The organism is Pseudoalteromonas fenneropenaei (genome assembly GCF_042643375.1).
Taxonomy (GTDB): Bacteria; Pseudomonadota; Gammaproteobacteria; order Enterobacterales; family Alteromonadaceae; genus Pseudoalteromonas; species Pseudoalteromonas fenneropenaei.
The window spans coordinates 1-12,171 of sequence record NZ_JBHRSD010000007.1 but is presented as its reverse complement, the minus strand read 5'-3'; the positions used below and the strand labels follow the sequence as shown (position 1 = coordinate 12,171).

Below are 12,171 nucleotides of genomic sequence, written 5' to 3'. Positions count from 1 at the left end.
TTCACGGATTTCCATTTACATTAGCGCCTGAATTCAGTTACAAGTTTCATCATTATGTTTAAATCGCTCCTCCCCGCGCTGTGCTTAGTTGCGCTTCCGGTGTTTGCCAACAACACCAATGCCATTCCCTATTTTCCAGACAAAGTCGAGATTGACGGTAAACTTGACGAAGCCATTTGGAAACAGGCAAAACGTATTGAAATCAACAACATTTCTTGGCCCTATGAAAACCAACCAAGCCCAGTCAGCACGTATGCATATATTTATGAAAATGGTGAGTCGCTGTTTATTGGTTTTGAAGCAGCTGACCCTAATCCCGACGCGATCCGCGCCTTTTACCGCGACCGCGACCAAGGTTGGAACGATGACTTAGTCGGCTTTAAAATTGATACATATAATAGTGGCCGCATTGCTTACCAATTTTTTATCAACCCCCTCGGTGTGCAGCAAGATTCGATTGAAAACGAGTTGAGTAAGTCCGAAAGTGGCGCATGGAACGGGATTTGGGATAGCGTTGGCCGTATTCATGAAAAAGGTTACACAGTTGAAGTTGAACTGCCATTTCGGGTGCTGAACTTCGATGACAGTGCAGCATTAAAGACCATGGCGATGGAATTTGTGCGTTTTTACCCGCGCAACGAGCGGCTACGACTATCAAGTATGCAGCTTGAGCACGCCAATACCTGCTGGATCTGCCAAATGCCCGCTTACACGGGGTTTGAGCGCGCTAAACAAGGCAATAATATCGCGCTTATTCCAAGCTTAGTGGTAGGTAAAACACAAACTCGTGATATTGATGGCAGTCAGGTTGCTGATTGGCAAGACGACCAATTTACTGAGCCTGGCTTAGACCTAAAATGGGCTATAACCCCAGATGTCACTTTAAATGCGACATTAAATCCTGACTTTTCTCAAGTTGAGGCTGACAACGGCCAGCTTAACGTGAACAACAGCTTTAGCTTGTTTTTTGATGAGCGCCGCAGTTTCTTTTTAGAGAATGAAGACTATTTTTCATCGCAGTTAAATCTCATCCACACTCGCAATATTGCCGCGCCTGACTACGGTGTTAAAGTCACAGGCAGTAAGCAAGGTCATACTTTTGCAGGCTTTATAGCCAATGACAGTCATTTAAATGTGCTAATGCCGGGTAACCTAGGCTCTGACGTGGTGAGCTTAGAGGAAGACAGTGACAATATGGCGCTGAGATATCGTTATGACTTTGACGATACCCTATCGCTAGGTAGCACAGCGACTTTGCGACAAAGTGCTCAATATCATAACCAAGTGTTCAGTATCGACGGTAAATATAAACCGACGGAAAATGACACCTTCACCGCTCAGTTGATTCATTCGGATAGCGAATATAGCGACGCATTTTTAACTGAACTTTGTGGCGGTGATGATGGCGATTGCGCTATGCCGCCTACAACAGGCTGTCAGCGCTTTGAAGGCTGTGATTACAATGAAAGTGTGTTACGCGTGCTGGATAGCGACAACCATTCTGGCCTTGGCTATCTTGCCTCTTATGAACATTATGAAAAACATTGGAGCGCCTTCACTAACTATAAAGCGTTTGAACGCGGGCTTCGCACAGATCTTGGCTTTATTGAACAAATCGACTTTAACAAGTTTGTATTTGGCGGTGAATACCGTTGGTACGGTGATGAGACAACGTGGTGGAATCGTGCCAAATGGTATGCCGATTGGGATATCAGTCATAACCAAGCGGGTGAACTACTGGAAAAAGAAGTAGAAACCAGCTTTATGATTGAAGGCCCACTGCAAAGCGCGCTTGAATTCGGTATAGACAGCCGAAAACGCACAGGACTACGTGAGAATGAAGCGATTTTGGCACTGGATGGCAATACCAACCGTTTTACCGAAAATGATGTCTGGGCATATTTAGAGTTTAAACCCATCGCTGGGGTATTTGCAGCTATTGATATGAGTGTTGGCAATAAAGTCGACTTGGCCAATAACCGCATCGGCGACCATCTTTTTATCAAACCTATCATTAACTTCAATGTGGGCAAACATTTTGAAGTTAAACTCCGCCATATGTATCAAAGTCTAAAAGCTGCGGGGGCTGATGTTTATACCGCCAACCTTACCGACGTGCGCTTTACCTATCAGTTTGATATCCACAGTTACGTGCGTTTAGCTGTGATTTATACAGATATAGAACGGAATCAAGCGAATTACATCAAATCGGTAGATGCAAAATATAAAGCGCTTACGACACAATTACTCTACAGCTATAAGCTTAACCCGCAGACGGTGTTTTTTGCTGGTTTTGGCGACAATGGTTTTGAGGATGACAACTTGTCACGTATTACCAAAGACTCACGCACGGCATTTGCAAAGTTTAGCTATGCGTGGTTACTTTAAGTAATAAGCAGGCAGTTCTTTATACAAAGTGGCTATAAGCTTTATTGATATATCTTATAGCCATTCCTTCCTTCTTTTTTCGTCTAAGCTAAGTAAAGTGTCCGTATTAAATAGCTTTTTAGCGCATCTAAGGGATCGTTATGACGAAAATTTTCCAAGACAACAGCCTTACCATTGGTAATACACCGATCGTCAAATTGAATCGTGTGACGAGCGGCAACGTATTTGCCAAAGTTGAATCTCGTAACCCTAGCTTTAGCGTTAAGTGCCGAATTGGCGCTTCAATGATTTGGGAAGCTGAAAAGTCAGGTTTATTGACCGCTGACAAAGAAATTATTGAGCCAACCTCTGGCAACACAGGTATTGCACTGGCATTTGTAGCGGCCTCACGAGGTTACAAACTGACATTAACTATGCCAAACACCATGAGTCTTGAGCGTCGCAAGTTACTAAAAGCGCTTGGTGCAAATTTAGTGTTAACTGAAGGCGCCAAAGGCATGAAAGGCGCGATTGAGAAAGCGAAAGAAATTCAAGCAGCAGATCCTGACAAGTATATTATTCTGCAACAATTCGAAAACCCAGCTAACCCGAAAATCCACTTTGAAACCACTGGCCCTGAGATTTTTGATGCGATGGACGGCCAAATTGACTACTTCGTCGCAGGTGTTGGTACGGGTGGTACTATCACAGGCGTAACTCGTTACCTGAAAAACGAAAAAGGTCTGGCAGTGAAGTCAATTGCAGTTGAGCCAGTTGATTCTCCAGTAATTTCTCAAACTTTAGCAGGTGAAGAAGTCAAACCAGGTCCACACAAAATCCAAGGCATTGGTGCGGGCTTTATTCCGGGTAACCTAGATTTAAGTTTGTTAGACGGTACTGAAAAAGTCAGCAATGAAGATGCTATCGCAATGGCACATGCGCTGATGAAGGACGAAGGCATACTAGTCGGCATTTCTTCTGGTGCTGCAGTTGTTGCTGCCAAGCGTATCGCTGAGCGTCCTGAGAACGCGGGTAAAAATATCGTGGTTATTTTACCAAGTGCAACAGAGCGTTACTTATCTAGCCCATTGTTTGCTGATGCATTTGGTGAGCAGGAACTCGTACAGTGATCTAGTCATTCAGTACATTTTCTCAGTCGAAAGGGGCATATTTGCCCCTTTTTCATTGCTTGCACTTTACATAAGTAATTTAACGTTACACACTAATCTTACTTGAGAAATTTGAAGTACTTGCTATGAGAAGCCTACTATTATTGCTGATAACCGTGTTTACTTTGCTGGGGTGTGGTGGCGACGATGCCGCAACTGGCGACAAAAACTCACCAAACTATAATGCAGTACTGTATTTCGACGCACTCTACAACAAACATGACTTGAATGCGGCTATGGAATACGCCACACCAACCATGGCAAGGATCATGCGCTCCTATGGCACCAGCTCGCAGTTTACCCGCAACATGCTCAATTTGCAGTATGATGAAGTAACGATTGAAGTAGACATGACCAACGCCAGTTTACGTGAACAGTATGGTGATAATGCCACCGTGAATCTTATTTTCACGGGGCAATGGCAAGGTAAAAAAATCGACGATATGCGTAGCGTCCGTATGACACGAAAAAAAGGCGCTTGGTACGTTGATAAAATTGTCGCTGATCCTTACTCGCGTTAAGCAAGACAAACAAGCGGACACTTTGTCCGCTTGTTGCTTTTAACAGCGCATGAGTTATACCAATCCTCTTAATTAAGTGATCTATTTTGAGGCAAGCAAAGCTTGTCGATTACACCGCTCTCGCGTCCTGCTAGCGCCAAGGCACCTACATCCATGTAGGCGAGGCGAAAATTTTGCTATTTAGTTGTTCTAAATGAGAGATTTTTAACGCCGTTAGCGACAGCTTTGGTCCCTCAAAATGATCAAGTATTATTGAGCATTGGTATTATAGCGTCTCATAAGCATTCACAGCGATTGCGCGCTGTCTTAACACTTCTAACTCCTGTAGCTGCAGATATTCATGCTCACCTATCACTTGTTGCGTTTTGGCTTTACCGAGTAATTTCGGCCAACTCAATCCTTTTAGTTCAGGGTGTTGGCGGCGATATTTATTGAGCTGCTTAATCACGCTACGTAATTGATGTGCTCGGCGAAATGCCTGCTCCATCACTCCAGTTCCTGCATCAGCGGTGAGATAACATAAGTAGGTAATGCGGTCACGGGCAACATTCGGGCTTGCCATCGCAGTGCACACCTGCTGAGCTAACTCATCACTCGGCTTACGGAATTGATTTCCAAGTGGCATTAACCAAAACTTCAGCGCACAACCTAATACTCGACTTGGGAAGTTATCACAAAACTCGCTGATGGCTTTTGCACCTAGATGTAAACTATTTTCAAGTGCATAACGCACCATAGGTAAATCACTGTGCTGGTGACCATCATCGACGAATTTCTTCAATACTGTAGAAGCCAGATAAAGCTGGCTAAGTACATCACCCAGTCGCGCTGACAGCATTTCTTTGCGTTTGAGCTCGCCACCTAGAGTTAGCATGGCTAAATCGCTACACATTGCCAGCATTTTACTGAGTCGCGTTAAATGTTGATAATAGCGCCGAGTTTCTCCAGACACTGGTACTTTGACGCTACGAGAACCAGTTAGGGCATGACCGAGAGCCGCAAAAGCATTGAGCGCGCTGAACTGCAAATGCTCCATTAAAGTATGGTCAAACTCCTTCAGCGCCAGCTCTTCGTCGCTTTGCATCACAATTTGCATTTCTTTAAGAATATATGGATGGCAGCGTGTTGCACCTTGGCCAAAAATCATCAAATTGCGGGTTAAAATATTGGCACCCTCAACCGTAATTGAAATGGGTATTCCCATATAGTTGCGCGCCAAGTAGTTTTCAGACCCCATTTGTATGCCCTTACCAGCATGAATATCTAAAGCATGATTCATGCAGCGCCTAGCCATTTCAGTCATATGGTATTTGGCAATCGCTGTGGTCACAGCTGGGCTTAGCTTCATATCAATGGCTATGGCCGTCATGGCTCTTGCCGCTTCTATGGTATAAGTGTCTGCTATCATCTCTGCGAGCGCTGCTTGCACCCCTTCAAACGCCGCAATCGGTTGGCTGAACTGCTTGCGCACTTGGCCGTATGCCGTTGTCATGCGAGTACATAAGTGAGCGGTGCCAGCACTCAGAGCTGGCAGCGAAATGCCCCTGCCGGCACTCAAACACGCCACTAACATTCGCCAACCACGGCCAATTCCTTGCTGGCCACCAATCACCCAATCAAGCGGAATAAGTACCTCTTCCCCTTCCGTGGTACCATTTAGAAAACCAAGATTGAGTGGGTTATGGCGGGCGCCGATTTTGACCCCTGGATGATCGGTTGGGATCAAAGCGCAGGTGATGCCAAGTGCTTCTTCACCACCTAACAATCGCTCTGGATCAAAGGCTTTAAAGGCTAATCCTAATACGGTTGCAACGGGCGCTAAGGTAATGTAGCGCTTACTCCACGTGAGCTTCAGCGCCAATTGCATTTTGCCATCAATCTCTGCCTGACAAATAATCCCAGTATCTGGAATACTACCTGCGTCTGAGCCAGCTTCTGGCCCTGTTAAGGCAAAACATGGCAAAGCCTCGCCGATTGCAAGCTTAGGCAACCAGTATTCTTGTTGCTCAGGTGTACCGTAATGAAGTAACAGCTCAGCTGGCCCTAAACTATTCGGCACCATCACAGTGACCGCCGCAGATAAACTCTTCGAAGCGATACGCGCCACGATATGAGAATTCGCCTGCGCCGAGAACTGCCGACCACCAAAGCGTTTCGGAATAATAAAGGCAAAAAACCCCTGAGATTTTAAATACTGCCATACCTCAGGAGACAAATCTTTGTCGCGCGCAACTTGCTCTTCATCAATCATGGCAAGTAAGGTTTCAAGTTCGTTGTCGATAAAGGCTCGTTCCTCGTCGCTTAGTGCAGGCTTAGGATAGCGATGTAACTTACCCCAATCCGGTCGACCGGAAAATAATGCGGCATCCCACCATACATCGCCCGCTTCCATCGCTTCTTGCTCGGTTTGCGATAAGGGTGGCAAGGCGCGTTTAAAAAAGCGCATTATGGGTTTAGACACTAAACTGTAACGAATATCCTTAACGGCGAATATAATAACCACCGCGGCAACAATTAAAATCAACCAGCTCATGCTCTTTTCCCTTGTTCCGTAATCTCTACAGTATGGTCTAATTGACCATAAATTCAACGGATTATTCTTAACAGATTGACCGGAAAAGCGAAATCTTTGGTTCGACGTCAGTGAACGCGAACAATTGTTCCTTGTTGGCCTGACTGTTATGATTGTGGTTCGAATAACAACAAGTGATTAAGAGCAAGATGAAAACAAAACTGACTCTCAGTGCTTTAATGGTTGCCAGCGCGCTGGCGCTAGCAGGGTGTAAAAGCGATGGCGCTACATCAACCAAAGTAACCGAAAAAGATGCTGAATTATTTATCGCCAAAGCAGAAAAAGAACTGACGGCACTGAATTTAGAAGGTAATCAGTCGCAGTGGATATATGCCAACTTCATTACTTACGATACCGCCAATCTCGCCGCTCAAACCAGTCAAAAATTTACTGAGGCCGTGGTGCGTTTAGCCAATGAAGCCGCTAAATATGATGGCCTTGAGCTTAGTTATGACAATCGTCGTAAACTCGATATATTAAAGCTTGCTCTTACATTACCAGCCCCGCAAGACGCAACAAAAACGGCCCGCCTATCTGCACTTGCCGCTGAGCTTGATGGTATGTATGGCAAAGGTAAATACTGTAAAGACGACGGCAGCTGCTTAAGCCTTGGCGATATGTCAGCGACTATGGCAAACAGCCGAGATTACAACGAACTATTAGACGTGTGGCAAGGTTGGCGTCAAGTTTCTAAGCCAATGCGAGAGTTATACCAAGAACAAGTCACACTCACCAATGAAGGCGCAAAAGAGTTGGGCTATGCGGACACAGGTGCGATGTGGCGCAGCAAATATGATATGCCAGCCGACGATTTCGCCAAAGAGCTTGACCGTATCTGGGGTCAAATCAAGCCATTGTACGATTCACTACACTGCCACGTACGCGCTAAACTCGGCGAAAAGTACGGCACCGATAAAGTACCGCAAGATAAACCTATTCCAGCGCATTTGTTAGGTAACATGTGGGCACAAACTTGGGGCAATATTTACGACTTAGTAGCGCCAGTAGATGCAGATCCCGGTTATGATGTTACCGAATTACTCGCTAAGCACAATTACGATGAGCTTAAAATGGTACAAGGCGCTGAGAAGTTCTTTACCTCTATGGGTTTTGAGCCATTGCCACAGTCTTTCTACGAGCGTTCGCTATTTATCAAACCACGTGATCGCGATGTGCAATGCCATGCCTCTGCTTGGAACTTAGACAATAAAGACGACTTACGCATTAAAATGTGTATTCAACGTACCGGTGAAGAGTTTGCGGTGATCCACCACGAACTTGGACACAACTTCTACCAACGCGCTTACAATAAACAATCTATGTACTACCAAGAGAGCGCCAACGATGGTTTCCACGAAGCCATTGGCGACACCATAGCGCTCTCTGTTACCCCGGGCTATTTAAAAGAAATTGGTTTGCTTGATGAGGTCCCTGACGAATCAAAAGACATTGGTCTATTGATGCGCATGGCGATGGATAAAATCGCCTTTATCCCATTTGGCCTATTAGTTGATCAGTGGCGCTGGAAAGTGTTCTCTGGCGAAATTAAACCTGAACAGTACAACCAAGCTTGGTGGGAATTACGTAAGAAGTATCAAGGTATTGACGCGCCTATCGCACGTAACGAAACAGACTTTGATCCGGGCGCAAAATACCATGTGCCGGGCAATGTGCCATATACGCGTTATTTCCTTGCACATATTTTACAGTTTGAATTCCACAAGGCTTTATGTGAAGTTGCAGGCAGCAAAGAATCTATCCACCGCTGCTCTGTATACGGTTCAAAAGAAGCGGGTCAACGTTTGAACGAAGTGTTGGAAATGGGTTCAAGCCGTCCTTGGCAAGAAGCGCATGAAAAGCTCACTGGTAAACGCGATATGGATGCGACTGCGGTGCTAGATTACTTCGCGCCATTACAAGCTTATTTAGACGAGCAAAATAAAGGTCGTAGCTGCGGCTGGTAAGGTTTGTTTTAGTTAACGATTGAGCGGCCCCATGTGGGCCGTTTTTTATGAACAGTACTAAGCTGCAAGCTGCCCCTGCACGATTCCTATTTCATAGTAGAGCTGCTATCATCACTTAACCTAAAATTAACAACCGTACTTACGCTCATTACAAGGAATTTGTTATGTCTCGCTTTATGCCTTTGAACCTCATTATCGCCGCATTAGCTCTTAGCGGTTGTGCCAGTCAAGTGATGCCGTCCGATACCTCCACTGCCACCAATGCGGCTTCTGTAACGGCGAATGAATGCATTGGAAGTGTGCTGTTGCCACCGGAGCTTGCAAGCCAGTTTGTTGCAATTGACGACCCCGAACTCTTGAATTCAGCACTTGGCCAAAGTGAGCAAGGTAAACTCTGCCAAGGTCAAGTTTACCTTGCTCAGCAAAATGTAACGCTATTTCGCGCTTGGAATAGCACCAACCCCAAGAGCCGCCTTGGCCAGTGGTGGGCATTTACCCGCCCTGCGGGTTCCATTGCAGACTACCGCAGCCAATATGAGATCTGCTATCAGTGGTCACCGCTTGATAAAATGTTAAGTTGCGAACTCAAAGCTGGCAGTAAAGTGGTGGTAGGAAATGGGCAAAGCGCCAAATGTTCGGATTACTTAACTTACCCAGTCTCTGCAACTCAGCAAGTGTATCTTGCAGATGCAGCTAATTCAGTCGCAAATTGTACTGATTTTATTGGTGTGATGAGTTGGGAAGCGCAAGCACCAAATATGCCAAACTCAGCACATTAATGGAGCGAAGTACTACGCAATTTGCATTTTTATCGCTGCTATATTAAAGCAGTCGCTTGGTGCAAAGTATTTCGGCGGCGTCCGATTTGAAGTACACGGAGACAATCATGGGTCAATATAAACATTATTTATTAGCGATTAGTTTTGGCTTAGGTTTAGCTTACGCATCTATATTTATTGTCGGATTTGGGGCTGCAGTGGCAATCCCTGCCGACATAGTAAAACCGTTAGCCCAATACTCGGCCCTACTCTCCTCTACGTTAATTGACTTAGTGACGATTGCGCTACCTTTGGCAGCTACATTTTTACTTTGTGTGTTTATTAGCTCACTAGTTAATAAGCGGCCCAATAGTTTATTTTATATATTGCAGCTCATTCCCTTATTCGTTCTACACATTTATTTTATGCTGCAAATGCCTTCCCTTTCAAAAATGGGCTTAATCCCTACATTGCCTCGATATCTGTTACTTGGTTGGTGCCTGTATTATGTCTTGCGCCGCAACAAAGGTTCTAAAACTGCTGCTCTCTAACTACATACACTTACTACATAAACTCATTTAGATTGTTTAAGCGCAGACTTCACCACATGTTGTGACGAGAGCCACTTTAAGCAGCTAGTTAATGGCATAGGTTCGCAAATATGAAAACCCTGCATTTGGTGTATGCCGAGCTTTTGCAACTGAGTGATCTGTTCTTGCTTTTCAATACCTTTTGCCACCAGTTCAACGCCTACTTGGGAAGCTAATATAGTGCACAACGACAACAACTGTTCTTTCTGCGCCTCGCTTATTCGCGCAAAAGTGCTTGGGTCTATTTTAATGGCATTAAGATTACGGCCCAGCAAATGTCGCAAACCGCCGCTACCGGCAGCAAAGTTATCAATACTCACGCTATATCCAAGCTCGCATAGAGTAGCGAGCAATTCTTCGCATTGTTGGCTCGCGCTCAGTAGGTTGTCGGCAATTTCTAACACCACATGTCTGGCAAAAGTGCCTTCTTGAGACTGATGTTCGGCAAGGTGATGGACAATTTTATTGGACTGTAAGTCATAACTGCTCAAATTAACATGAACTTTAATCTCAGGCTGAATTTCAAGCAGTTTCGGCAAATCTTGATGTACCCGTGCCAAGACCCAAGGCGTAATTTGGCGCAAAATCCCCGCGCGCATTGCCAAATTAATAAATTGTTCCGCAGCCAACATAGTACCGTCACGCTGGGGCCAGCGTAATAACGCTTCCAGCGCAACAATATCGCCCTTCACACACTCATAAACAGGCTGGTAATACAATTGCAATTCGCCCTTAGCCAAACCATTTTGCAGTGCTTGAATAGTTTGTAATTCACGCTTTGAATCGCCGCCGAGCTCTTCACTGAAAATCACCAAACTTTGCCGAGTTTGTTTGGCTTGATACATCGCAATGTCCGCCTCTTTTAGCAAATCAGCTGTGTTGTGACGCGCGCCAATAAATTGGCTGGCACCCGCACTGTATTGAACGTAAAGCTCGTAGCCATCAATATTAATCGCATGATGTAAAGCACTCACCAAAGCGTTGTTTTGCGAATAAATCCCGCTTACATCACTTTGTGTGGTGATCAGCACAAACTCATCACCACCAATACGATACAGCAGGTTTTCTGGCAATAGTGCTTGCTCTAAACGTTGCGCCAGTTCACGCAATAATTTATCGCCCATGGCATGACCGAGTGCATCATTGATCTCTTTAAAATTGTTTAAATCGATCAGCAGCAGTGCAAACGGCTGCGCGGCTTTGACCCGAGTTTCTATCTCTCGTAAACAGGCACTACGGTTTTTTAACTGGGTTAAACTATCATGATTTGCTTGATACTTTTCTATATCAGTTTGTTGAATCTCGCGTTTTATAGAACGCAGACTCAGGTTTATCACTAATAACACAAAGATGCTGCCTAAAAACAGGATAAGTGCAAGGCCAAGCTCCACCATAGTGGTGTGCATCAAATGAATTAAATAAACGGCATATAGCGCATAACTAGTGCAGAAAAATGCAATCAATAGGAAGAGTAACCGCCAACCGAGCTCGCCACTTAAACTACAAATGGTCTTACAAGGCCGCACTGAGGTGAGCAAAATGGCTAACCCAACTACAACGAATAAGATTGCTACAACTGTCACCTACGCCGCCTCTGGATGTTGTTTCTTGAAGTATAGGTGAGTTTTTTAATTAGCGGGTAAAAGCCCACACAAAGCACACCTCAGGTTCGCCAAGTGCAGGCTGGTTGGAGCCTTAAGCGTTTTTCAAGATACTGTAGAGCTGATCTTTTAACTGTAAACGTTGCTTTTTGAGCGACTCAAGATAGTCGTCTGACGTGTTCTCTATCCCTTCTTCAATACGGATAACCGCGTTGTCGATGTCATGATAGTCTTCAAATAAGCGCGCGAAATGTTTATCAGACATCTTGAGCTCGTGGATTTTTTCTTTAAATTCAGGTAGTTCTTTTACTAGGCTATGACGTTCAATAATCATCAGCACTCTCCTTTTGTGGACTTTTAAAGCGTGGGCTAACTTGTTCCGATAAACTCATAGTACGCTTTCACTAATCCAAAGTTTTGATCTAGCGCAAGCTAAATCCATCTGTCACAGCAATTTAAAGACCTGCTAAAGCGAGTAAAATTAGTGTTCTAAGCAGGGCAAAAGGGATAAAGATCTCTTTTACAATGGGCCAAAAACGAAAAAAGCCAGCAAAGCTGGTTTCAGATTGATGATAAACCCTGCTTTTTTAAGCGGGGTTTATTTTTTCGATAGTTAGGTCGTTTTTTCT

At 44.8% G+C, this 12,171-nt stretch carries 9 protein-coding genes; 6 read left to right on the top strand and 3 right to left on the bottom strand.

Annotation, left to right across the window (positions count from 1 at the left end):
- The first annotated feature begins 54 nt into the window (after window positions 1-54).
- The 3 genes from ACFOEE_RS03785 (at window position 55) to ACFOEE_RS03775 (ending at window position 4,057) form a co-directional block, all read left to right on the top strand.
- Window positions 55-2,388, top strand: coding sequence for a carbohydrate binding family 9 domain-containing protein (locus tag ACFOEE_RS03785; RefSeq protein ID WP_377121092.1), 2,334 nt, complete (start codon window positions 55-57; stop codon window positions 2,386-2,388).
- A gap of 140 nt (window positions 2,389-2,528) precedes the next feature.
- The gene (gene cysK, locus ACFOEE_RS03780; RefSeq protein ID WP_377121090.1) at window positions 2,529-3,497 is read left to right on the top strand and encodes a cysteine synthase A; all 969 of its coding nucleotides are present in this window, start codon (window positions 2,529-2,531) and stop codon (window positions 3,495-3,497) included.
- A gap of 125 nt (window positions 3,498-3,622) precedes the next feature.
- Window positions 3,623-4,057 carry a hypothetical protein gene (locus ACFOEE_RS03775; protein WP_377121088.1) on the top strand — a complete coding sequence of 145 codons (435 nt, stop codon included), beginning with the start codon at window positions 3,623-3,625 and terminating at the stop codon, window positions 4,055-4,057.
- 265 nt (window positions 4,058-4,322) lie between these two features.
- Here ACFOEE_RS03775 and ACFOEE_RS03770 read toward each other — a convergent pair whose 3' ends face one another.
- Window positions 4,323-6,590 (bottom strand): acyl-CoA dehydrogenase, encoded by a 2,268-nt coding sequence (locus tag ACFOEE_RS03770; RefSeq protein ID WP_377121086.1) that lies wholly within the window; start codon window positions 6,588-6,590, stop codon window positions 4,323-4,325.
- A 188-nt stretch (window positions 6,591-6,778) separates the two neighbouring features.
- Between ACFOEE_RS03770 and ACFOEE_RS03765 the strand changes: the two genes are divergently transcribed.
- From ACFOEE_RS03765 to ACFOEE_RS03755, 3 genes are all read left to right on the top strand, one after another.
- Window positions 6,779-8,593, top strand: a complete 1,815-nt coding sequence (locus tag ACFOEE_RS03765; protein WP_377121084.1) for a M2 family metallopeptidase — start codon at window positions 6,779-6,781, stop codon at window positions 8,591-8,593.
- A 164-nt stretch (window positions 8,594-8,757) separates the two neighbouring features.
- The gene (locus ACFOEE_RS03760) at window positions 8,758-9,372 is read left to right on the top strand and encodes a hypothetical protein (protein WP_377121082.1); all 615 of its coding nucleotides are present in this window, start codon (window positions 8,758-8,760) and stop codon (window positions 9,370-9,372) included.
- A 107-nt stretch (window positions 9,373-9,479) separates the two neighbouring features.
- Window positions 9,480-9,902, top strand: a complete 423-nt coding sequence (locus ACFOEE_RS03755) for a hypothetical protein (protein ID WP_377121080.1) — start codon at window positions 9,480-9,482, stop codon at window positions 9,900-9,902.
- Window positions 9,903-9,925: 23 nt separating this feature from the next.
- On the opposite strand, the gene ACFOEE_RS03750 is transcribed toward ACFOEE_RS03755, so the two are convergent.
- A complete protein-coding gene (locus tag ACFOEE_RS03750; RefSeq protein ID WP_377121078.1) occupies window positions 9,926-11,524 on the bottom strand; it encodes a putative bifunctional diguanylate cyclase/phosphodiesterase in 1,599 nt (532 codons plus the stop codon).
- A 112-nt stretch (window positions 11,525-11,636) separates the two neighbouring features.
- Complete coding sequence (locus ACFOEE_RS03745; protein WP_377121076.1) at window positions 11,637-11,876, bottom strand: YdcH family protein; 240 nt, start codon at window positions 11,874-11,876, stop codon at window positions 11,637-11,639.
- Between the last annotated feature and the right edge of the window lie 295 nt (window positions 11,877-12,171).

Bases quoted from the DNA above. Each gene is read 5' to 3' on its own strand.
- ACFOEE_RS03775 (WP_377121088.1), top strand. From the start codon at position 3,623: ATGAGAAGCCTACTATTATTGCTGATAACCGTGTTTACTTTGCTGGGG.
- ACFOEE_RS03785 (WP_377121092.1), top strand. From the start codon at position 55: ATGTTTAAATCGCTCCTCCCCGCGCTGTGCTTAGTTGCGCTTCCGGTG.
- ACFOEE_RS03765 (WP_377121084.1), top strand. From the start codon at position 6,779: ATGAAAACAAAACTGACTCTCAGTGCTTTAATGGTTGCCAGCGCGCTG.
- cysK (WP_377121090.1), top strand. From the start codon at position 2,529: ATGACGAAAATTTTCCAAGACAACAGCCTTACCATTGGTAATACACCG.
- ACFOEE_RS03745 (WP_377121076.1), bottom strand. From the start codon at position 11,876: ATGATTATTGAACGTCATAGCCTAGTAAAAGAACTACCTGAATTTAAA.
- ACFOEE_RS03770 (WP_377121086.1), bottom strand. From the start codon at position 6,590: ATGAGCTGGTTGATTTTAATTGTTGCCGCGGTGGTTATTATATTCGCC.
- ACFOEE_RS03755 (WP_377121080.1), top strand. From the start codon at position 9,480: ATGGGTCAATATAAACATTATTTATTAGCGATTAGTTTTGGCTTAGGT.
- ACFOEE_RS03760 (WP_377121082.1), top strand. From the start codon at position 8,758: ATGTCTCGCTTTATGCCTTTGAACCTCATTATCGCCGCATTAGCTCTT.